This window comes from Lichenibacterium minor, from assembly GCF_004137685.1.
Taxonomy (GTDB): Bacteria; Pseudomonadota; Alphaproteobacteria; order Rhizobiales; family Beijerinckiaceae; genus Lichenihabitans; species Lichenihabitans minor.
The window spans coordinates 40,771-62,744 of the sequence record NZ_QYBB01000026.1 but is presented as its reverse complement, the minus strand read 5'-3'; the positions used below and the strand labels follow the sequence as shown (position 1 = coordinate 62,744).

Sequence of the window (21,974 nt, the reverse complement as noted above, 5' to 3'; positions counted from 1 at the left end):
CGTCAGGCCACCGCGGCGTCGGCGCGTCCCGTCCGCGCGGCGACGAACCACCGAGCCGCCGGACGGGACGGGAGCGGCGCTCTGGCGCGCCGCTTCGGGGTCGCCGCGTCGTCGTTCGCGGCACGCTCGCGCCCAACCCCATTGAGGCGAGTGCGTGCAGCATGGGCGCGTCGTCGCCATCGACCCGAAGGCCAAGCAGTCGGGACCGTGAGATCGCCGAGAGTCGTTTGAAGGCCCGTCGGCTCCCGACAGTTCACTGACGTCGCCTACGCGGACCGAAGCCGCAGCGGGCTCCAGGCGCAGCGTCACGCTGATACCCGGGCCATAGCTCCGGGAGCGAGAAGGTTCGCAGCTTCCTCCTCCGACAGGCGCGCCGGCTGCGCGGCCGAACTCGCGACCCGCACCGGGGAGCCGCTCTCACCCGACCGCAGGATCGCCTCCATGACGTCCAGCACATGCAGCGCCAGGTCGCCGCTCGCGCGTGGAGACCTGCCCGCTCCGATCGCGGCCACCATGTCGGCGACGCCGAGCATGCGGTAGTTGGCACGGTCCGGCGCTGCGATCGGCCAATTCCGCGCGCCATAAAGGTCGCGCTCCGTTTCGAGGTGCGTCCAGTCGGCCTCCCCATCGGACAACGACACGGGACCGCCGAACGTGTCGGGATCCGGGAGGCGGAGCGATCCTTTCGTTCCGTGCAACTCGATGGGATGGTTCGAATGACGGAACACGTCCCAGGAAGCGCCGAAGGTGATCGTCGCGCCGGCGCGAAACTCCAGAAGCGACAGGACGGTGGTAGGCGTGCCGACCGCGAAGTGCGTGTTCTTGAGTGGTCCGTCCGCGGTGATGAGCCGCTCGCGCTCTCCGGTGCCCGTCATCGCGACCACGCGGGCCACCGGGCCGAGCAGGTTGACCAGCATGGTCAGGTAGTAAGGCCCCATGTCGAAGACGGGTCCGCCGCCTGGCTGGTAGTAGAACTGCGGATTGGGGTGCCAGTGCTCCATCCCGCGACCCATCATGAAGGCGGTTCCCGTGACGACGCGGCCGATCGCACCCTCGTCCATCAGACGTCGGGCGCGGCGGCCGGCCGCGCCGAGGAACGTGTCCGGCGCCGAGCCGAGCAACGATCCGCGCGCCGCGGCCTCTGCCACAAGGCGCCGACCGTCCTCCGCCGAGGTCGCGAGCGGCTTCTCGGTGAAGACGTGCTTGCCGGCGGACAGGGCCGACAGCGTCACCTCCACATGAGCGGCGGGGACCGTGAGGTTGAGGACGAGGTCCACGTCGCCGTTGTCGAGCAGCGCGTCCACGCTCTGCGCCCGCACGCCGAACGCGGCCCCCCTGCGCTCCGCCGCCTCGTGCACCACGTCGGCGCAGGCCACGAGCCGCATGTTCCCGAACAGCGCCGCATTGCGCATGTAGGCCAGTGAGATGCTCCCGCATCCGATGACGCCGATACCCGTGATCCTCATGCCCACTCCCTGATGTTGCTCAAATCCCGAAGGTCGCAAGAGTCCGTCGGTTACGGGCCACGGCGGCAGCGGGGTCGCGTCCAGCCTCGTCCGACTCCTCCTCGACGACCAGCCATCCGTTGAACCGTGGAGCGGCGGCGACCAGCGCTAAGACGGTGGCGACGTCACAGGCCCCGCTCCCCAGCATCTGCCATCGGCCTTCCCGATCGACATCCTTCAGGTGCAGGTAGCGGATGCGGTCCCGATGGTGCCGGAGGGTGTCCAAGATATTCTGGCCGCCGCGGATGATGTGGCCCGTGTCCGGCACCCAGCCCACGGCCAAGGGGTCAAGCATTCCGAACAGCGTGTCATAGTCCTCGCGCGTGAACAGGAGCGTGTCGTGATGAGAGGACGGATGCACCGCGACGGACACGCCGGCCCGCTCGCCCCGCGCCGCCGCTTCGTTGTAGAACCGGGCGGCGGCTTCGAACTTGCCTCTGCGCGGCCCCCCGCTCATGACCGTAGCACTGCCGAACGAGACGAGCGCTCCCGGGAAGGCCCCTGCGAACCTGATCGCGCCTTCAGCCATGGCGAGGTCGGCGGCGAGTGCGTCGGGCTCCGTGAAGCCGCTCTCGCTGCCGCAGGCATAGGACACGAGCGTCAGGCCATGGGCGTCGAGGGCCTTTCGGAACTCGTCCGGTCGATCCCCGTAGCGGCCGATCATCGTGTCGGTGATCTCGATGCCGGCATAGCCGGCCCCCGCGATGGCGGACAGCAGGTCGTCCGCGCCGCCCGTCCAAGACGCGCCCAGCATCTCCCAGGTGAACGTCTGGCAACCGGCCTTGAATTCCATCGTCATGACGAGTCACCTTTCTACGAATCTTCGAGCTTTGTGCGGCGGACCGGTCCGTGCCTGGAGCGTTGGCGTAGCGCGGCGACGGCCGGGCCGCTGAACCCATGCCATGGAGCGTGTTCCCACGGTCGGGTGGCTCCACCTGATCACGACTTACTCTAAGCTTTCACGGAGCCGGCCATCATCCCGGCCAGGAACCAACGCTGCGCGATCATGTAGAGCACGAGCAGAGGCAGCGAACCGAGGACGCTCATCGCCATCATCTCGTTCCACTCGAAGGCATGCTGGCCCATGAGGAGTTCGATCCCGATCGGCACGGTCCTCATCTCTGTCGACTTCGTCAGAGTGAGTGCGAAAAGGAATTCGTTCCAGGCGAGCAGGAAGGTATACACCGCCGTCGCCACGATGCCGGGCACGGCGAGCGGCACGATGACCAGCCAGAGCGCCGTCCAGCTGGACCCCCCGTCCACCTTCACGGCCTCGTCGAGATCCCTCGGGATCGTGTTCAAGTAGCCGACCATCAGGAGAATGGCATAAGGAAGCGTGAATACCAGGTAAGTGAGAATCAGCGCGTAATATGTGTTGAAGATCTTCATCGACACGACCATGCCGAAATAGGGAATGATGAGAGTGATCGGCGGAACGGTCTGCGTGCTGATGATGAAGACACTCAGTGCGTTCTTGAAACGAAACGTATACCGACTGAGTCCGTATGCCGTGACGATGGCGACCAGAACCGTGAGCAAAGTGACCATGGCGGCAACGAAGTAGCTGTTCAAGAAGAAGCGGACCTTTGTGGGGTCGCTGAAGATCGATCCATAGGCCATCAGTGTGAAATGCTCTGGCAGAAGCCTGGGTGGCAGCGCAAAGATCTCGGCATTTGATTTCACCGAGGCGAACACCATCCAAAGGATCGGGAATCCCGCGAAGACCAGCCCGGCCAGCAGGCCGAGGTAGGTCAGGATCGTCGGGAGCTTCTTCTTCCGTCGTGCGCGGGTCATCACGGTATTCACCTCGCTTTCTGATATTTGATGTAGACCAGGGTGACGCTCATCGACATCGCGAGGATCAGGACCGCACTGGCAGAAGCGAGGGAGAACTTATAGCTAGAAAAGGCGAGCTTATAGGTGTAGGTGCTCAGCATTTCGGTGGCGTGGATCGGGCCGCCCCCGGTCGTCATCCACACGAGCGGAAAGACCTGCAGGGTCCAGATGAAGTCCAGCAGCGCGATGCTGACGATCACAGGCATGAGCTGTGGCACGGTGATGTGAACGAAGCTTTGGATCGAGTTCGCGCCGTCGAGCTCGGCCGCCTCGTAGAGTTCTTTCGAAATGCCTTGCAGGGCCGCCAGAAGGCTGACCATGTAGAGTGGGTAGCCGGCCCAGATGTTGGCGAAGGTCACGGCTTGCAGCGCCGTGCCGGGAGACGAGAACCATTCGACCTTGAAGTCGATGATGTGCAGCGTCATCAACACGCTGTTGACGACGCCGTTCGGGTCCAGGAGCAAGCGCCAGATGATGGCGATGATGACGGCCGTGTAGAGCCACGGCAGGATGAACAGGACGCGAAGCACGCCTCGAATCGCTGGATCGACGCGATCGCTGTTCAAAAGCTGCGCGAAGGCGAGGCCGATGACGAGATGGAAGATGACACTCACCACCGTGAAATAGAGTGTTTGAGCGGCGGCCTGCCAGAAGATGGGATCGGCGACGACCTCGAGATAGTTCCGGATTCCGACAAAACTGCTGTCTTTTTTCGCGATGGCACCATCCATGAGGGAATAGCGAAGCACGGTCACCATCGGAAACAACATCAATGCTGTGAAGAGCAGTGTTGCCGGAGCGACGTAGAGCCATGGCACGCATTGCCGCTTGCGCCGATGGGAAAGCCAGGAGCGGCTCCACAGGCTGGCCTGCGGGAGGAGCGACGGATCGAGGACCTTGGTCATGGCTCGGGATGTCCACTTGCGCAGATCGCGGTCCGCGACGGCATCGGGGGCGCTTCGATGCCCGCTCGGGAAGGCCGGCGGGCGCTCGTCATCAGTTCTTCGAGAAATCCATCAGCCACTGCTTCTGGGTGTTGGCCGCGGCGGCCTGCGCGCTTTGCCGGCCGTCGAACATCTTCTGCAGTTCGATAGTCATCTCGCGCATGAGGTCTTCGGCGACGGGCAGCCCCGTAAACTGGTTGGCCAGATAGCCGGTCTGATAGATCTTGAAGGCTTCGGCGAACAACGGGTCCGTTTTCGAAAAGTCCGGCTTGGCGTTCTTGTTGCCCGGGAAGGCGTTGGCCAGCGACACGAGCCTGCCGTTCACCTCCGGGCTCATCAGGTATTGGACGAGCTTCCAGGCTTCCGCCTTATGCTGGCTGTCGTCGGCGATGCCGATCCCCCAAGCCGCGTAGGGGAGCCCGCGCTTGCTCGTGAAGCCGTCCACGGCCGGGATGGCGGAGATGCCGAACTTCAGGTTCGGGTTGCGCTGGCGGATCAGGTTGATGTGGGCCAGCGAGTCGATCATCATGCCGACCCGTCCGTTGGCGAACTCCTCGACCTTCTCCTGTTCGCGCTTGGCGAAGATGCCGGGCGAGATGACGCCAGCGGCCTGCAGCGATTTGAGGAACGTGAATGTATCCGTGATGGCCGGCGTTTCCAGATCGGGTTTGCCGTCCTTCAACATGGATTGCCCCGACGCCCAGACCCACGACATGACATCGTTCTGGATGCCGCCCGGGTTTTGGAGCGACAGGGGCAGGACCCAGCCATACTGGTTCTTCCCCGCATCGGTCATCTTCTTGGCCGCGGCTGCGAAGGCGGACCGATCGGTCGGGACCGCGTCGACGCCCGCCTGGTGGGCGATGTCGAGGTTGACGAACAGCGGGTAGACGAATGTGGCCAACGGAAGCATGACGGCGTGGCCGTCGACCTTCACGATATCGGCGATCTGGCTGCGGTCATAGTGGGTCTGGTCCATCAGAGCGTCGAGGGACGTGATGGCGCCCTGCTTGGCGAGCCCGTTCACCCACGATCCGTCAAGGCCCACGACGTCGCTCAGCGTGCCGGACGCGGCGCCGACCACGATCTGGTCATGCGTCGTGGCGTAGGGGCCGCTCACGAGCGTCACCTTGATGTCGGGGTTCGCTTTTTCGAAATCGTCCATGATGCGGCGCAGCGATCCCGCCAGCATCTCGGGTTCCCACCACTGTATGAACTCGATGGTCGTTTGGGCGAAGGCCACGCCGGAGCAAAGAGCCCACATCGCTGCGGCCGCCGCCGCGGCCCGAAGCTGCGTCAGAGCTGACATCGTCTCTCCCTATCGAATTTTGTTGTCTTTGATGCATCCTGTCGGACGCTCATTGCAGTAGGCTGAACCGTTTGAAGACTGTCAATCCGCAATCGCTGAAAGGAGAACGAAGGTGTGAGGCTTTAAATTTTTGCACTCGCAACGCGTTGTTAAGTTTGGACAAAAGGCTGAATGGCCGAGACGCCCAGCCTTCGATGTCCCGTTTGGGGCTTCCGCATTCGCAAGAGTTCGAAATACCCGTTCCGAGTCCGGCGACGCGCCAAGCGGAAAGGCCGTGCACTCACCGCGGATGGCCGCTCGTTCCGGCCCCGACGGCGCGCCGGAGCGGTGTCGGGACCGGCGCGTCCGGACCGGCCATCAAAGCCAGGCATTGCGCCCGATCGGGCAGCGGCTTGCGGCCGCCGCGGCCTGTCACGGCGATAGCTGACGCCGTGCTCGCGAAAAGGGCGGCCTCGAGAGGCGCCGCCGAGGCTGCGAGGCAGACCGCGTAGGCACCGTGGAAACAATCGCCTGCACCGGTCGTGTCCACCGTGTTTACGGCGTGCGCGGGGATGTGCCAGTCCGTATCGTCGCCCTTCTGCCTGACATAGGCGCCTCGCCCTCCGTCGGTCAGCACGACGGCGCCCCGGCTGTCGGACCACAGGTGGTCGAGCATCGCGGGCACGCCAGGGGCGCCCGTGACCTCCTCGGCGAAGCGCATGGGCAGCACGAGATGATCCGCGAGGCTCAGAAGCCGGTCTGTGGCGGCACCAGTGCTCCATTCCACGTCGGCCACGACGGCCAGCCCGAGGCGGCGCGCCTGCGCGACGACGTCGAGGGCGTGTACAGCGTAACCGTCGACGAGGAGCACCCGGGCGGACGCGAGGGTCGCGTCGGGCATCGCATCCGACGTCCCTTGGGGCACGTCGTCATCGTAGGCGATGAAGCGGTTGCCGTCCTGGTCGACAATGATCGTGGAGCGGATGGGCGAGGCATCCGGGCGGCAGGGCGCGAAGGCGACGTCGACGCCGTGCCGCCGCAGTTCGGCGGCGCTGAGATCCCGGTCGTCGGGGTTCCTCAACCAACCGATGAAGCCGGCTCGGCCGCCCAGCCTCGCCGCGGCGACGAGCGCCGTCGCGACGTTGCCGCCGTGGTCCTGCTCTCGGCGGACGACCTTGCCCTTTCCAGCGTCCAGACCGCGATCAACGTAGATGATGTCGTCGACCGCGATGGCCCCAAAGCCGAGGATCTGCAGATCGTGCGCCACTCGTTCAAAGCCCGGCCGACTTCAACGCCTCTTCGGGAGGCATGAGGTCGTGGATCACGTTGCGGAAGGCCAGCGCCGCCTTCGTCGTGTCGCCGTGGCCCCACAGGTTGCGTCCCACGACCGCGCCCCGGGCACCCGCCCGCAACGCTTCGGCCGTCTGGCTGAGCGCGCCGAGCAGGTTCTCCGTCTTCGGGCCGCCCGCGATCACCACCGGGATGGGGCAACTGGCCACCGTGTCCCTGAAAGAGGCGAAATCGCCCGTGTAGCCGACCTTGATGACGTCGACGCCGGCCTCGAAGCCGATGCGCACCGCATAAGCGATCTCGTCGGGCGTGAAAACGATCTTGGGAACGCCGGAAACGTCGCGCGGATAGACGTGGGCGATGACCGGCATCTCGAAGCGGGCGGCAGCATTGACGCTGTCGGTGAGCCAGCGGATGTAGCCTCCCTCGGTGGCCCCCCTGACCGGGATGGCGACCGCGAGCGCGTCGGCGCCGTAGCGCACCGCGTCCTCCGGCGTGGCGATGAGCTCGCGGATGCGGTCATCGGCCGTGAAGCAGCCGGCCTGGATGACCAGGGCTGCCTTGCCGGCGTAGTCCGCCCAAAGGTGGCGCGCCGCGCCGGGCTGGATGCTGACGTAATCCGGCCTGCCCGCCATGACCCGCTTCAGCGCATCGGGCAGATCGGCCAAGCCGCCTTCCCGCACGTTGCCGTAGCCGACGAAGTGGTCCACGGCGCCGCCGAACAACCGCCCCGACGGATGCGAGAAGAGGCGCGACAAGCGCACTTTCGTTCCAAGACTCATGACACCTATGCCTCATCAGCTCCACTCTCCAGAGCTAACGCAAGTCCGCGGAAGCTACAACGTTTCGATCTCTTTCGTTTCGGACTCGTCTATGACAGGATACCCACCGCAGGAGACCCGAGGGGAGGGCAAGCCCACGCTTCGCGGTCGCGTTTCCGATGACCTCGGGGCTCCGGCGGGTCCTGTATCCAACTGTGCGGAGGTGTGCGTGCTCGCAGATCAACGGCGTCACAACATCCTCATGACATTGCAGCGGACGGGCCAAGCCCGCACCAAGGAGTTGGCCCGGACGTTCGGGGTGTCCGAGGTGACCATCCGGTCCGATCTCGAGATCTTGACGGCCAAGAAGCGGCTTATGAAGACGCATGGCGGTGCCGTCGCCTTGCCGCCGGACTCCGCCGCTGCCGCGTTCGAGGAGCGCATGAGCCGGAACTTCGAAGCCAAGCGCCGCATCGCGCAGGCGGCCGCTGCCGAGATCGTCGACAACCAGTCCATCGTGTTCGACGGTGGCTCGACGTTGCTGCAGTTGGCCATGCAGATGCATCCCGTCAGCAACGTGGTCGTGGCGACAAACAGCATGAACGTGGCGCAGCACATCATGTATAGGCCTGGGCTCGACGTCCACATGATCGGCGGCCGCGTGTTCGCCAACACGGTCACGACCATCGTGTCGGACACCGATCGGGCCGTCGGCGGTCTCGTCGCACACCAAGCCTTCCTGGGCGCGCACGGGATCGACCAGGCCTTCGACGTCGTCGACACATCGGAAGACGTCGCGCGCGCCAAGCGGAATCTCGTCCGCATGGCGCGGCGCGTCGTCATGCTGGCGGATTCGAGCAAGTGGGACTTCGAAGCGCCTTCGAAGGCGTTCGCGCTGTCCCGAGTCGACCTGATCATCACCGACAGCGGCCTGCCGCAGCCGATCCGCGCCCGACTGAAGAAGCTCGGCGTCGAGGTCCGCTATGTTTGACAGCGAAACCGCGACGAGATCGAACTCAACCGATCCAGGCTGCTCGGTCCGGCTGTTGCGGCTTAGGCAGCTTCGATTCTGCCAGTTGCACCCTTCGCTGACGCGAACGTGGCGTGAGCAGCGGCCTCGAACGCGCGCGGCGTCATCGCCACCCGCTTTTGCCCGCGGGGCAGTCGCTATGGCCGCCGGGGTCCAGAGCCGCCTGCGACGCGGCGCGGCAACGAAGACCTTTTGCAAAGCGACCGATCTGGCTCAGACTGCGGTCAGCCGAAACCGGTGCCAGCGAAAGAAGGCTTCCGATGGCCCGCAGGCTCTCGGTGGAAGGAGGACGTTATGTCGATCGCGCTCGGGGATGCTAAAAGCGTCGGCGTCGATGCGAAGCGCTTGGGCCGGCTTGACGCTCTCATGCAGGGTTACATCGACCGTGGCGTCTACGCGGGCATCGCCACGATGGTGGCGCGGCGCGGCACCGTGGTTCAGGCCGGTATCTACGGCTGGAGCGACCGCGAGGCCGGGACGCCGATGGCGGCCGACACGATATTCCGCCTCTATTCGATGACGAAGCCGATCGTCTGCACGGCACTGATGACGCTGGTCGAGGAAGGCCGGCTCACCCTCGCCGATCCGGTGGCGAAGTACCTCCCCGCCTTCGCGGCCGTGAAGGTGCGCGCGGATGACGGGAACCTCGTCGCCCCGGCCCGGCCGATGACCGTCGGCGACCTCATGGCCCATACGAGCGGCCTGACCTACCACTTCCTCGGCGACTCGCCCGTGTCGGAGATGTACAAAGACGCCCTGATCCTACGCGCCGACGTGCCACTGTCGGAGGCCATCGACGATCTCGCGCGTTTCCCGCTCGCGGCCCATCCCGGCTCGCGCTGGATCTACAGCCTGGGCATCGACGTCGCAGCCCGCGTAGTCGAGGTCGTCTCGGGCCAGCCGCTCGGGGACCTACTGAACGAACGCCTGTTCGAGCCACTCGGTATGCTCGACACCGGCTTCGGCGTGGCGGATGACGCGCGCGGGCGCTTGGCCGCCATGTACGGTCGCCCGGACCTCTTCCGCGCCGGCGTCACCTCGCCCAGTTGTCTCGCGGCCTGGGCCGAGGGCGAAAACCGGAGGGTCGACGTGTCCCGGACCTACCCGAGCGATCAGGCCAGACTTTTCCAACGCGGCGGCCACAGCCTGTTCGGCACGACCGGCGATTACTTCCGTTTCGCGCAGATGCTGTGCAACAGTGGCATCTTCGAGGGTCGGCGCGTCATCGGCCGCAAGACGCTGGCGCTGATGCATGCGAACCGCATCCCTGCCTCGCTGCTTCCGCTCGAAATCGGTGGCCTCCCGCTCTCGGGCTACGGCTTCGGGCTGGGCTCGCGGGTGGCGCTGGACGTCGCCGCCACGGCGGCGCCGGGATCCATCGGCGAGTTCGGCTGGGCGGGCGCGGCCAAGACCCACTATTGGGTGGATCCAGAGGAGGAAGTCGTTGGCCTTTTCATGACGCAGTCGCTCATGAGCTTCGACGCGCCCGAACTCGCGATGCGCGCAGTCGTCTATGCGGCGCTGGAGTGACCCCGGATCTGTCGCTGGAACTGCTCAGGGACGCATTCGGGCTGTCGCGGGCGAGCGTCCACAGGCTTTTCGCGCCCTACGGCGGGATCACGTTGTGGATGAGGAGCCGCCGCTTCCGCCGCGCCTTCTTCGATCTGGCGAACCCCGATCTGAGCGTCAAGGAGATCTTCCGGCGCTGGCAGTTCAGCGCAAAGGACCGCCTCGCCCTCACCTCCGAATCCGCCGACGGCCTGCGCCCGACGGTCGCCAACCACGACGCAGGGTCAGGGGCGTGCCGCCCCGTCGGCCGGTGGGTCGAACGCGGCCGTCGCGACGGCCGAGGCCATCTCCGGCGAGCGCAGGTATGTGATCGTCCCGCGCGCCGCCTCGGGTTGCGCCGCGTGGACCGCCACCGCGGCTGCGCAGACAGTGCGGAGCTGGAGCGCGTCGGGGAGCGGGCCGACGAGCACCGCGCCGACGACCGGCCCGATCTCGCTGATTTGCCCCATCGCGACCGCGACTTCGCCTCGCGCCAAGGCTTCCACGGCGGCCGTCCCGTCGGGGAACAGCCTGACACGCGGTCGCAAGCGTTCGGCCAGACCCATGTCGCCGAGAAGTTTGGCGAAGAAGATCCCCGTGGTGGCACCTGAGGCGGGGTCGGCGAGCCCGATGGCGGGAGCGGCCAGGAGCGCCGCCCGGGTATCGGCCTCCGTGGCGATCGCGGGCCGCGGCGCGCCGATCCTGACGGCGAAGCCGAGCCGCAGCGTGCCGAGCGTTCTCCGTCCCTGCGCCTCGACCAGCTTCTGGTTGACGAACTCGTCGAGGCGCGCCGGCGCCAGCACGACGAGGTCGACGGGGCACTCACCCATCACGCGGTCGTGGACGGCGCCGGCCGTGCCGAACGTCGCCGACGGGTGTTCGCCGACCGCGGTCTCCGACAGGGCGACCGCGGCATCGAGCGGGGCCTTGATCGGTCAGGGACGGCGCAGCGTGTCGTGGGCTAAGCCGGCGACGGATGCGCTCGCCAAGTCGGCGCCCGGAGCGCTGCCGTCCCGCAACGTCTCGAGGCGGCGGTTGCGGCTCTCGATCCCAAAGAACAGCACGACGACGCTCTGGATCACGAGAAGCCCGATCATCAAGTCGAGCACGCCGGCGACGCCGTAGGCGTTGAACAGCCACACCACGAGGAAGGGGGTCACTACGGTGGCGCCGCGGCCGAGCGTGTTGCAGAGCCCCGACGCACGGAGGCGGACCTCGGTGGGGAACAATTCGGGGATGTAGATGCCGAACAGCAGCGCCACGAGCACGTAGATCGGGATCGTCAGCGCGAAGCCGACCAGGGTCAACGCGACCGGATCGGACACCGCCGGGTAGACGACGGCCAGCGCGGCGGCGATGAGCGAGGCGCCGATGATGGTCGGCTTGCGCCCCCAGCGGTCGGCGGTCAGCGCCCCGATGCCGGACCCGACCGGGGCACCCAAGCCCATCAGCAGCGCGAAGCCGGACGACTGGGCGACGCTCAGCCCCTGCTTGACGAAGAAGGTTGGAAGCCAGGCGACGAAGCCGTAGAGCACCGTGTTGATAACGACGAGGCACAGGCACCCGACCAGCAGCCGCGACAGCAGCGGCGGCGCGAACAGGGCGCCGAGACCCACAGGCGCCGCGGGCGGCGGGACGGGGGCGGGCTGCGGCAGCGGGCCCGTCGCCGCCTCGGCCTCGCGCTCGATGGTGGCGAGCAGGGCTTCGGCCTCGGCGTCGCGGCCGACGGACTCGAGCCAGCGGGGCGACTCGGGCAGGCTCTTCCGGGCGTACCAGACGAGCAGGCCGCCGAGCCCGCCGATGACGAACATGGCGCGCCAGCCGAAGGCCGGGATGACGAGCCAGCCGACGAGCGAGGCGATGGGCAAGCCCGTCACCACGAACACCGCCATCAGGCCGAGCCAGCGGCCGCGCGACTGGGCCGGCACGAACTCGGTCAGCGTCGAGTAACCGACCACGTTCTCGGCCCCGAGCCCGATGCCGATGACGAAGCGCAGCGCGATCAGCACTTCCATGTTGGGCGCGAAGGCGGCCGCCAGCGAGGCGAGGCCGAAGACGAGCAGGTTGGCCTGATAGGTGAAGCGACGACCGTACCGGTCACCGAGGAAGCCGGTCAGGAAGGAGCCGGCCATCATGCCCACGAAGGTGGCCGACACGAACAGGGCGTTCTGCCCCATGGTCGAGAACCCACCCTTCAACGTGGCGCCCAGCACGGTGCCGGCCGTGTAGATGTCGAAGCCGTCGAAGAACATGCCGACGCCGATGAGCCAGATGATCCTGTAGTGGAACCGGCCGATGGGCAGCCTGTCCAGGCGGCCGCCCGCGTTCACCGCGTCCGTCATGACGCTGTCCTCCCGTTGAGATGATGTGGAGGAACCCCGTCTTGGCGCGGGTCGTCCGTCCGGTCGGCGTGCCGAGCGGCGCGGGAGAATGGCCCCGCGCCGCGATGGATCAGTTCAAGCGGCCCTGTCCCGCCGTGTCGCGGTACCAGTCGAAGTCGCGGCGGTCGGCGGTGCCGAGCATCACGCTCTTGACCTCGAAGTGGTCGTCGAAGCTTTCCGTGCCGAACTCCCGACCGATGCCGCTGTCGCCGACACCGCCCCAGGGGGAGGCGGGGTCGAGGCGATGGTGGTCGTTGATCCACACGATGCCGGCCTTGACCGCGCCGGCGACGCGATGGGCCCGGGCGACGTCGCGTGTCCGCACCGCGGCGGCCAGGCCGAAGGGCGAGTCGTTGGCGAGGCGCAGCGCTTCCTCCTCGGTCTCGAAGCGCGTCACCGAGGTGAAGGGCCCGAACACCTCCTCCTGGAAGATGCGCATGGTCGCCGACACGTCGGCGAAGACCGTGGGCTCGACGAAGTAGCCGCCCTCGTTGCCCGGGACGGTCGCGGCGACGCCGCCGGCCACCAGCCGCGCGCCCTCCCCGTTGCCGATGCCCGCGTAGCTCAGCACGCGGTCGCGCTGCTTGGCCGAGATGACGGGGCCGAGCTGGGTGGCGGGGTCGAAGGGATCGCCGATGCGGATCGACTTGGCCTTGGCTGCGAGCTTCTCGACGAACTCGTCGTAGACCGAGGCCTGGACGATGTGGCGGCTCGCGCAGACGCAGGTCTGGCCCGCCCCGATGAAGGCGCCGAAGGCCGCGTAGTTCACCGCTTGGTCGACGTCGAAGTCGTCGAAGACCATGACCGGGGTCTTGCCGCCGAGTTCCATCGTCTGGTGGGCGAAGACGCGCGCCGCCGCAGCGCCGGCGATGCGCCCCGCCTCGGTGCCACCGGTCAGCACGAGCTTATTGATGTCGGGGTGCTCGGCCAGGTGCTTGCCGGTGGTGGGCCCGAGCCCCAACACCACGTTGAACACGCCCTTCGGCAGGCCCGCCTCGCTGAAGATCTCCGCGAGCTTGAGCGTGGTCAGCGGCGTGTACTCGGACGGCTTCACCACGGTGGTGCAGCCCGAGGCCAGCACGGCCGCCAGCGACTTGCACATGATCATCAGCGGGTGGTTGAACGGCGTGCAGTTCGCCACGACGCCGATGGGCTTGCGCAACGTGTAGTTCAGGTAGGGCCCCTCGACCGGGATGACGCTGTCGCGGCGCGCGAGGGCGAGACCGGCGAAGTAGCGGAAGAAGTCGGGCAGGCGGGCGAGTTGGGCGCGGGTCTCGTTGACGGGCCGGCCGTTGTTGAGCGTTTCCAGCCGGTAGAGCGCGTCGAGGTTGGCCTCGAAGGCATCAGCCATACGGTTTACCAGGCGGGCGCGGGCGCGGATGTCCATGCCGCCCCACTCGCGCCCCTCGAAGGCGGCCCGCGCGCTCTTCATCGCGCGGTCGACGTCGGCCGGCCCGCTGTTCGGAATCCTGGCGATGACGACGCCGGTCGCCGGGTTGCAGACGTCGATCATCTCGCCCGTGCCGGCCTCGACCTCGGCTCCATCCACGAAGTTGCCGTGCTCCTCGACCCGTCCGGCCGCTTTGTCGAGCGCGTTCATGCTGTCCTCCCTGGTCTTCTTCGAGCGTCCCGCGGCTGCGCGGGACGCAGTTGTCTCAGTTCACGATGGCGGCGCGCGACAGCGCCGCCAGAATCCGCTTCTCCGCCTTGGCGACGTGCTCGCGCACGAGGCGGGCGGCGGTGCGGGCGTCGCGCGCCTGCACGGCGTCGATGATGGCGACGTGCTCGGCGACGAGTTGGGCCGGGTCGCGGCCCCGGATGCCAGACAGGCTCGCCCGCGTCAGCCGGTCCGATTGCTCGATGAGCTCGCGCGCCGCGCGGGCCATCCGGCGGTTTCCGCTCGCGGCGGCAAGGGCGGCGTGGAAATCCCGGTTGTAAGCGATGAAGGCGTCGTGTTCGCTGTCGTCCGTGAAGCTCCGGAAGGCGTCGAGCCCGTCGAGCATCTCCGCCGAGGCAGCCTCGCAGGCTTCGGCGACGCAAGCGGGCTCCAGCGCCTGGCGGAAGCGCAGCAGGTCGCGCGCATCCGAAACCGACACGGCGTTCACCCGGTAGCCCTGCCGCGGCAGCACCGTGACGAGCCGCTCCTGTTCGAGCCGCAGCAGCGCTTCGCGGACGGGTTGGCGGCTGACCTCGAAGCGTGCCGCGAGATCGGCCTCCCGCATGTCCTCCCCCGGCGCCAAGCGGCAGAGCAGGATTTCGGACCGGATGGCGGCATAGACGTTGTCGCGGAGGGAGGCTGGCTTGTCGTTCATGCACGCCAAAAATGCCATCTCTGAAATATCACGTCAACCGAAATGCGCGCCTATCGCATCGTATGTTTCCGTCCTATCGTCGGTGAAGCGACGGTTCCCTGTCGATCAGGAGAGTGGAATGGACGAGGTTCTTGCGCGGGGCACGGTGTCGGTGTCGATCACCGGCGAGGGACCGCCGCTGTGGCTGTTCCACTCGCTCCTCGCGGATCGGGACAGCTTCGCCGCCGTGTGCGGCCCCCTGTCCGAGCGGTTCGCCGTCCACCTGCCCGAGTTGCCCGGCTTCGGCGCCTCCTCACCCGTTCCGGGCGGCCTGGCCGCCGTCGCCGACCGCATGGCCGAGGCGTTGCGGGACCGGGGCGGCGAAGCGCCCCTCGTGCTGGGGAACGGCTACGGGGGATTCGTGGCGTTGCAGATGGCCATCCGGCATCCCGGCCTCGTGCGTGGCCTCGTGCTGGCCGACTGTGGAGCCTGCTTCTCCGAACCCGGGCGTCAGGCCTTCCGCGCGATGGCGGCCGGCGTCGATGCGGGGGGGCCGGCGAAGATTGCCGACATCGCCATGCGCCGGCTCTTCGCGCCGGAGTTCCAGCAGGCGCACCCGGAGCTGAGGGCGGAGCGGCACGCCGCCTTCCTCCGCACGGCCCCGGACGTGCTCACCGCCGCCTGCCACGCCTTGGCGACGCTCGACCTCAGGGCGGATGTCGGGCAGGTCCGCGTCCCTGTCCTCGTCCTGGTCGGCGAGCAGGACGAGGCGACGCCGCCGGCCATGTCCCGGGAGCTCGCCGCGTTGCTGCCGGACGCCCGGCTGGTTGTGCTCGACGGCTGTGCCCACGTGCCCCAACTCCAGGACCCGGCAGCTTTCCTCGCCACGGTCGAGCCCTTTCTTGCGGGGCTTTGAGCGGGCCCGACGCCGGTCGCGTCCTGATGCGAGTAGAGGCAGCGAGAAACGGCCGCTCAGGAGATCTGCACGACGGGCTGACTGCGGCGAAGTTGGGTCGACAGCGGTGCGGCGAGTGCCAAACTGGCCCAGGTCTGCGGGCAAGGGCGCTTCAGCAGCGGTCCGTCGGATAGGATGTCGGATCCGAAACGCGGAGTCGAGGACGGCGGCCGTCCTCCGGTTCCGGTCGAGGGTCGGTTTTCAGCGACAATGTCGAGACAGTCGGTCGGACGCTTCGATCAGTCGTCGGAGCAGTTCGAGCCGCCGGGCTTCGGGCTGGTCGGCCGGGACGACGAAACAGAGCGTCGCGACCGCTTCGCCTCGCGGGTTGCGGACCGGAGCCGCCAAGCAGCATGTGAACCGATCCGACAGGCCGAGGGTGACGCAGTAGCCATCGTCGCGGGACTTCGCGACATCGGTCAGGAAGTCTTGCGGGTCGATCACGCGGCCGTCGGGTAGCGTATAGTCGTCGGCCGGAATGAGTGCGGAGATCTGCTCCGGGGAGCTGTGGCCGAGCAGCAGGCGGCCGGAAGCCGTCCAGGGCAGCGGCACCGGCACACCGATGTCCGTCGTGATGCGGAAGAGGCTGGGGCCGCTGCGGCTGTCCAGCACGACGTATTTGTCGTGCCGCAGCGCACAAAGCTGCGCCGTCGCGTCTGATCCGGCGGCGAGTGTTTCCAGCAGAGGGCGGGCATGTCGCTGCAGCGGGTTCGTTTCGGCATAGGCGGTGCCGTAGAGCTGCATCGCGCGGCCGAAGAACACCGATCCGTCGTCGTCCATGACCTCCAGCAGGTCCGCGGCGACGAGCCGGTTGACGAGGTTGTAGAGCGTCGAGCGCGGCGCCTCCAGCCGCCGTGCCAGCTCGCCGATGCGGATCGGCTCGCGGCTCCGCAACAGCTCCTCGAAGATGTCGACGACGCGGTCGACGCCGCTCTGGCGCTCACCGGAGGACACCGCCGCCTTCGGCGCGAGCTTGCTCAATCCGTCACCCGTGCGCGCAACATTGATGCTTGACCGGCCGAACCGACACGACCTAAGCTGGGTTTGTCCAATATATGGGACGCCCGTCCGGTCAGCAAGACAGGTCGGGCGCGTTCCGCCTGAGGGAGTCGAACGATGCGCGGAGCCTCCAAGACCTTGTCCACCATGGCGGGCGCTTTCGCCCTGTCCCTGTCCTTCATCGCGAGCGCGCAGGCCGATGGCAAGCTCCAGGAGGTGCTGTCGCGCGGCAGGCTCATCGTCGGAACGGGCAGCACCAACCCGCCCTGGGGGTTTCAGGACAAGAGCGGCAAGCTCGCCGGCTTCGACATCGACCTCGCCCGCATCATCGCCAAGGGCCTGTTCAACGACCCCAGCAAGGTGGAGTTCGTGACGCAGTCGTCCGACGCCCGCATCCCCAACATCACGACGGGCCAGGTCGACATGACCTGCCAGGCGATGACCGTGACGGCGCCACGGGCTCAGCAGGTGGCCTTCACCGTCCCTTATTACCGCGAAGGCGTCGGCCTGCTCCTCAAGAAGGGCGGCAAGTACGCGGACTACGCCGCCCTCAAGGCGGCGGGGTCCGCCGTCACGGTGTCGGTGCTGCAGAACGTGTATGCCGAGGAGATGGTGCATCAGGCGCTGCCGGACGCCAAGGTCGACCAGTTCGACAACGTCGGGCTGATGTACCAGGCGCTCAATTCCGGCCGCTCCGACGCCGCCGCCACCGATGCGTCGTCGCTGCGCTGGTTCATGAAGCAGAACCCCGACAAATACGCCGATGCCGGCTACGGCTGGAATCCCCAGAACTATTCCTGCGCGGTGAAGCAGGGGGACGCCGACTGGCTGCGGTTCGTCGACACCGCCATCGAGCAGGCGCTGACCGGTGTCGACTTCGGGGACTACGGGACCGCCTACGAGACCTGGTTCGGCGTCACGCCGCCCGCGCCGGCGATCGGCTTCCCGCGGTAGGCCTGGCGAGGCCGGGGCCGACCCGATGGGCTACACCCTGAACTTCGCGGTGGTCTGGACCAACCTGCCCAGGCTCCTCGGTGGACTGCTCCTCGGCCTCGAACTCGCCGTGGCGTCGCTCGCGATCGGCACCCTGATCGGGGTGGCGGGAGGTTTCCTCAGCGTCGGCCCGTCCCGCGCCGGCCGCCTGCTCGCCTCCTTCTACGTGGCCGTGGTGCGCAACACGCCCATCCTCGTCATCGTGCTGATGCTCTACTTCGCGCTGCCGGACCTCGGCGTGCGGCTCGACAAGGAGCCGAGCTTCGTCACCGCCCTGTCGCTCTACGCGGGCGCCTACCTCACCGAGGTGTTCCGGGCGGGGCTGGTCTCGGTGCCACCGGGCCTTTCGGAGGCCGGCAAGGCCATCGGGCTGACGCGCCTGGGGATCGCCGTGCACGTCGTCGGCCCGGTGATGCTGCGCAACGTGCTGCCGGCGCTCGGCAGCACCTTCATCTCGCTGTTCAAGGACACTTCGATCGCCGCCGCCATCGCGGTGCCGGAGCTCACCTTCCAGGCGCGTCGCATCAACGTCGAAAGCTTCCGCGTCGTCGAGGCCTGGACGGTGGCGAGCGCCCTCTACATCGCGACCTGCTTCGCCATCGCGGCCGCGTTGCGCGGCCTCGAACGCCGCTTTCCCAAGTTCTGACGGCCGCCATGGACGAGTTCCTCACCGAAGCCTGGGACGCCCGCGACGTCATCGTCGGCGGCCTTCTGCAGACGCTGTCGATCTCCGCGCTCTCCATCCTGCTGGGAACGGCGCTGGGCACCGCGGTGGGGGTCGGCCTCGTCTATGGCGGTTTGCCGCTGCGCCTCGTCGCGCGCGCCTATGCCGACGTGATGCGAGGCACGCCGGTCCTCGTGCTCGTGCTGGCGGCCTTCTACATGCCGTCCGTGCTCGGCCTGCACCTCCAGCCCTTTTCGGCCGGCGTGCTGGCGCTGACGCTCTTCTGCGGCGCCCACATCGGGGAGATCGTGCGCGGCGCCCTTCAGGCGATCCCGCGCGGTCAGAGCGAAGCCGCCAAGGCGGTCGGCCTGACCTTCTACGGCGTGCTCCTCCACGTGCTGCTGCCGCAGGCGCTTCGCAGCCTGCTGCCGCCCTGGATCAATACCTGCGTCGAGATGGTGAAGGCCTCGACGCTTCTGTCGGTCATCGGCGTCGGGGAGCTGCTGCTGCGGACGCAGGAGATCATCGGCCGCAACTTCCTGACCCTGCAGTTCTACCTCCTCGCCGGCGCCGTCTACCTGGTGGTCAACTTCGCCATCGAGCGGGCCGGCAAAGCCTTGGAGCGCCGCGTTGCCTTCCGCTGACACCCCGGCCGCGGCCCGGCCCCTCCTTCGGATCCAGGGCCTGCACAAGCGCTTCGGCGCCACCGAGATCCTCAAGGGCGTCGACCTCGACGTCCACCGCGGCGAGGTCGTCTCGATCATCGGTTCGAGCGGTTCGGGCAAGACCACCCTGCTGCGCTGCGTGAACCTCCTCGAGGAGTTCGAAGGCGGCGAGGTGGTGCTCGACGGCGAGGCGGTCGGCTATCGCCGCAGCGGCGACAAGCGGATCCGCCTCAAGGACCGTGAACTCGCCCGCCAGCGCGCCATGACCGGCATGGTCTTCCAAAGCTTCAACCTGTTCCCGCACCTGTCGGCGGCCGGCAACGTCATGCTGGGCCTGCGCAAGGTGCGGGGGATGGGACGAGCCGAGGCCCGTGCCGTCGCGGAGCGCTGGCTCGGGCGCGTGGGCCTGGCCGAGCGCGCCGACCACGCCCCGAGCCAGCTCTCGGGCGGCCAGCAGCAGCGCGTCGCCATCGCCCGGGCCCTCGCCATGGAGCCCAAGCTCGTGCTGCTCGACGAGATCACCTCGGCGCTCGACCCCGAACTCGTCGGCGAGGTGCTGGCGACCGTGAAGGCCCTCGCGGTCGAAGGCGCCACCCTTCTGCTCGTCACCCACGAGATGCGCTTCGCCCGCGACGTGTCGAACACCGTCGTCTTCATGGAGAAGGGCCTCGTGGCCGAGCAGGGGCCGCCGAAAGCGGTCTTCGGCGCGCCGAAGCACCCGCGCCTCGTCGAATTCCTGCGCGGCACGCGGGACCGTTGAACGGACGTCGCGCATCTTCGCCCGGCACCGAGATCGAAAGTGAGACAGAAGATGATGATCCAGCGTTACCAGGCGGGCAGCCGCATGTCGCAGGCGGTGTCGGCGAACGGCTTCGTCTTCGTGGCGGGCCAGGTCGCCGACGACCGCAAGGCCGGCATCGCGGGCCAGACCCGCGACGTGCTGGCAAAGATCGACGCCCTGCTGGCCGAAGCCGGGACGACGCGGGCGAAGCTCGTCGCCGTCAACGTCTTCCTGCCGCACATCACCGACTTCGACGCCATGAACGAGGTCTACGATGCCTGGCTGGATCCGGCCAACCCGCCGGCCCGCGCCTGCGTCGAGGCCCGCCTCGCCGATCCCGACCTCCGCGTCGAGATGACGGCCGTGGCGGTGCTCTGACACGGCCGAAACGGCGGCTCGACGACGGCGCGAGCCGTCCCGAGCCGCATCAGGGGCCGCGTCGCCCCGCGACACCGACACCGACACCTTGGGGGAAACCACCATGACAAGGCTGACCGAGATTTCGCGCCGGGCATTCGGGACCGGCCTCGTCGGGGCGGCGACCCTGGCGGCCGCCGGCCGCGCCTGGGCGCAGGCGCCCGCCGGCGGCGTGTTGCAGGTGGCCACGATCGGCGAGCCGGGCACCCTCGACCCCACGGTGGCGACGTCGGACCTCGTCAGCATCATCACCCAACACGTCTTCGAAACGCTGTTCTGCTTCGACGACGCCTGGCAGGTCCGCCCGCTCCTGGCCGATGGCCTGCCGACGGTATCGCCCGACGCCCGGCGCTACGCCGTCAGGCTGCGGTCGGGCGTCCGCTTCCACGACGGCACCCCGATGACGTCGGACGATGCCGTGGCGTCGCTGGAGCGCTGGCTGAAGCTGTCGCCGCGCGGCAAGCAGGCGGCCCCGTCCATCGCCGGGATCGCGGCCGACGGGCCGCTCGGCCTCACGATCACGCTGAGCCGCCCCTATGCGCCGCTGCTCGCCCTGCTGGCGATGAACAACGGCGCCGCCGCCATCCTGCCGAAGGCAGTGGCGAGTGCGGCGGCGATGGGCGACCCCGTCGGCACCGGCCCCTACCGCTTCGTGGAGCACAAGCCCGATCAGTATATCCGCCTCGCCCGCTTCGACGGCTACGCGTCGCCGCCCGGCACCCCGAGCGGCTACGCGGGCGAGCGCCGCGCGATCGTCGGCGAGATCCGTTTCGTGCCGGTGCCGAACCCGACGACCCGCGTCGACGGCATGTTGTCCGGCCAATACCAGTTCGCCGATTCGCTGGCACCCGAGATGCTGCCGCGCTTCGAGGGGCAGGCCGCCGTCGCCCCCATCACGGTGAAGCCCTTCGGCTTCCCGCTCATGATCTTCAACGAGCGCGCCGGGCCGATGACGGACCCGACCGTGCGCCGCGCCGCCCAGGCGGCCCTGTCCTGCTCGGACATGCTGGCGGCCGGCTTCGGCGACCCGGCCTTCTTCGACGCCCAGGGCTCCCTTTACCCCAAGGGCACGCCCTATCACGACGAGGCGGGTGTCACGGCCTACAACCTGAACGACCCGGCCAAGGCGGGCGACCTCCTGAAGCAGGCGGGCTACAAGAAGCAGCCCATCCGCATCATGACGTCGCAGCAATACGACTTCCTGTACAAGATGAGCCTCGTGGCCCAGCAGAACCTGCAGGACGCCGGGTTCGAGGTCGACCTTCAGGTGCTCGACTGGGCGACGCTGCTCAGCCGCCGCGGCGACGAGAAGAGCTGGGACGCCTTCTTCACCTACCACACCTTCGTGCCGGAGCCGTCGCTGATCACGGTGCTGAACCCGAGCTACCCCGGCTGGTGGGACACGCCGGCGAAGCATGCCGCACTCGACGCCTTCAACGGCGAGACCGATCCCGCGAAGCGCGTCGCGGACTGGAAGACGATCCAGGCACTGTTCTACGCCGAGGCGCCGTCGATCAAGGTCGGCGACTTCTACAATCTCGCGGCCCGGTCGACGCGCGTGACGGGCTATACGACGGTGCCCTGGCCGTTCTTCTGGAACGTCGGCCTCGCGGCCTGAAGCGGGGC

Annotated in this window: 21 protein-coding genes; 9 read left to right on the top strand and 12 right to left on the bottom strand. The window is 67.8% G+C overall.

Annotation, left to right across the window (positions count from 1 at the left end):
- Positions 1-305: 305 nt before the first annotated feature.
- The 7 genes from D3273_RS19190 to D3273_RS19160 form a co-directional block, all read right to left on the bottom strand.
- Positions 306-1,466 carry a Gfo/Idh/MocA family protein gene (locus D3273_RS19190; protein WP_129228519.1) on the bottom strand — a complete coding sequence of 387 codons (1,161 nt, stop codon included), beginning with the start codon at positions 1,464-1,466 and terminating at the stop codon, positions 306-308.
- A gap of 19 nt (positions 1,467-1,485) precedes the next feature.
- Complete coding sequence (locus D3273_RS19185) at positions 1,486-2,304, bottom strand: sugar phosphate isomerase/epimerase family protein (RefSeq protein ID WP_129228503.1); 819 nt, start codon at positions 2,302-2,304, stop codon at positions 1,486-1,488.
- A gap of 152 nt (positions 2,305-2,456) precedes the next feature.
- A complete protein-coding gene (locus tag D3273_RS19180) occupies positions 2,457-3,299 on the bottom strand; it encodes a carbohydrate ABC transporter permease (RefSeq protein ID WP_129228502.1) in 843 nt (280 codons plus the stop codon).
- Positions 3,300-3,307: 8 nt separating this feature from the next.
- On the bottom strand, positions 3,308-4,246 hold the full coding sequence (locus D3273_RS19175) for a carbohydrate ABC transporter permease (protein ID WP_165359568.1): 939 nt from the start codon (positions 4,244-4,246) through the stop codon (positions 3,308-3,310).
- Positions 4,247-4,337: 91 nt separating this feature from the next.
- Positions 4,338-5,594: an ABC transporter substrate-binding protein gene (locus D3273_RS19170; protein ID WP_129228501.1), complete on the bottom strand. Its 1,257-nt coding sequence runs from the start codon at positions 5,592-5,594 to the stop codon at positions 4,338-4,340.
- Positions 5,595-5,874: 280 nt separating this feature from the next.
- On the bottom strand, positions 5,875-6,840 hold the full coding sequence (locus tag D3273_RS19165) for a PfkB family carbohydrate kinase (RefSeq protein WP_129228500.1): 966 nt from the start codon (positions 6,838-6,840) through the stop codon (positions 5,875-5,877).
- Positions 6,841-6,844: 4 nt separating this feature from the next.
- A complete protein-coding gene (locus D3273_RS19160; RefSeq protein WP_129228499.1) occupies positions 6,845-7,645 on the bottom strand; it encodes a beta/alpha barrel domain-containing protein in 801 nt (266 codons plus the stop codon).
- A 208-nt stretch (positions 7,646-7,853) separates the two neighbouring features.
- Here D3273_RS19160 and D3273_RS19155 point away from each other — a divergent pair, with 208 nt between their 5' ends.
- On the top strand, positions 7,854-8,615 hold the full coding sequence (locus D3273_RS19155; RefSeq protein ID WP_129228517.1) for a DeoR/GlpR family DNA-binding transcription regulator: 762 nt from the start codon (positions 7,854-7,856) through the stop codon (positions 8,613-8,615).
- Between the two features lie 333 nt (positions 8,616-8,948).
- Positions 8,949-10,184: a serine hydrolase domain-containing protein gene (locus tag D3273_RS19150; protein ID WP_129228498.1), complete on the top strand. Its 1,236-nt coding sequence runs from the start codon at positions 8,949-8,951 to the stop codon at positions 10,182-10,184.
- A 263-nt stretch (positions 10,185-10,447) separates the two neighbouring features.
- On the opposite strand, the gene D3273_RS19145 is transcribed toward D3273_RS19150, so the two are convergent.
- The 4 genes from D3273_RS19145 to D3273_RS19130 form a co-directional block, all read right to left on the bottom strand.
- The gene (locus D3273_RS19145; RefSeq protein ID WP_129228497.1) at positions 10,448-11,134 is read right to left on the bottom strand and encodes a substrate-binding domain-containing protein; all 687 of its coding nucleotides are present in this window, start codon (positions 11,132-11,134) and stop codon (positions 10,448-10,450) included.
- 3 nt (positions 11,135-11,137) lie between these two features.
- On the bottom strand, positions 11,138-12,544 hold the full coding sequence (locus tag D3273_RS19140; RefSeq protein WP_129228496.1) for an MFS transporter: 1,407 nt from the start codon (positions 12,542-12,544) through the stop codon (positions 11,138-11,140).
- A 109-nt stretch (positions 12,545-12,653) separates the two neighbouring features.
- On the bottom strand, positions 12,654-14,183 hold the full coding sequence (locus D3273_RS19135; protein WP_129228495.1) for an aldehyde dehydrogenase: 1,530 nt from the start codon (positions 14,181-14,183) through the stop codon (positions 12,654-12,656).
- A gap of 55 nt (positions 14,184-14,238) precedes the next feature.
- Positions 14,239-14,895 (bottom strand): GntR family transcriptional regulator, encoded by a 657-nt coding sequence (locus D3273_RS19130; protein WP_129228516.1) that lies wholly within the window; start codon positions 14,893-14,895, stop codon positions 14,239-14,241.
- 118 nt (positions 14,896-15,013) lie between these two features.
- Here D3273_RS19130 and D3273_RS19125 point away from each other — a divergent pair, with 118 nt between their 5' ends.
- Positions 15,014-15,790: an alpha/beta fold hydrolase gene (locus D3273_RS19125; RefSeq protein ID WP_129228494.1), complete on the top strand. Its 777-nt coding sequence runs from the start codon at positions 15,014-15,016 to the stop codon at positions 15,788-15,790.
- Positions 15,791-16,030: 240 nt separating this feature from the next.
- Here the strand turns inward: D3273_RS19125 and D3273_RS19120 are convergent, their stop codons facing one another.
- Positions 16,031-16,810, bottom strand: coding sequence for an IclR family transcriptional regulator (locus D3273_RS19120; RefSeq protein ID WP_245501278.1), 780 nt, complete (start codon positions 16,808-16,810; stop codon positions 16,031-16,033).
- 135 nt (positions 16,811-16,945) lie between these two features.
- On the opposite strand from D3273_RS19120, the gene D3273_RS19115 reads away from it, so the two are divergent.
- The 6 genes from D3273_RS19115 to D3273_RS19090 all read left to right on the top strand — a co-directional run bounded on the left by D3273_RS19115 (position 16,946) and on the right by D3273_RS19090 (position 21,966).
- A complete protein-coding gene (locus tag D3273_RS19115; protein WP_129228493.1) occupies positions 16,946-17,782 on the top strand; it encodes a transporter substrate-binding protein in 837 nt (278 codons plus the stop codon).
- Positions 17,783-17,807: 25 nt separating this feature from the next.
- On the top strand, positions 17,808-18,467 hold the full coding sequence (locus D3273_RS19110; RefSeq protein ID WP_129228492.1) for an amino acid ABC transporter permease: 660 nt from the start codon (positions 17,808-17,810) through the stop codon (positions 18,465-18,467).
- An 8-nt stretch (positions 18,468-18,475) separates the two neighbouring features.
- Positions 18,476-19,129 carry an amino acid ABC transporter permease gene (locus D3273_RS19105; protein WP_129228491.1) on the top strand — a complete coding sequence of 218 codons (654 nt, stop codon included), beginning with the start codon at positions 18,476-18,478 and terminating at the stop codon, positions 19,127-19,129.
- Positions 19,116-19,910, top strand: a complete 795-nt coding sequence (locus D3273_RS19100; protein WP_129228490.1) for an amino acid ABC transporter ATP-binding protein — start codon at positions 19,116-19,118, stop codon at positions 19,908-19,910. Before D3273_RS19105 ends, D3273_RS19100 begins: the two co-directional genes overlap by 14 nt.
- Before the next feature lie 54 nt (positions 19,911-19,964).
- Positions 19,965-20,309, top strand: a complete 345-nt coding sequence (locus tag D3273_RS19095; protein WP_129228514.1) for a RidA family protein — start codon at positions 19,965-19,967, stop codon at positions 20,307-20,309.
- Between the two features lie 103 nt (positions 20,310-20,412).
- Positions 20,413-21,966 (top strand): ABC transporter substrate-binding protein, encoded by a 1,554-nt coding sequence (locus D3273_RS19090; protein WP_129228489.1) that lies wholly within the window; start codon positions 20,413-20,415, stop codon positions 21,964-21,966.
- Positions 21,967-21,974 lie beyond the last annotated feature (8 nt).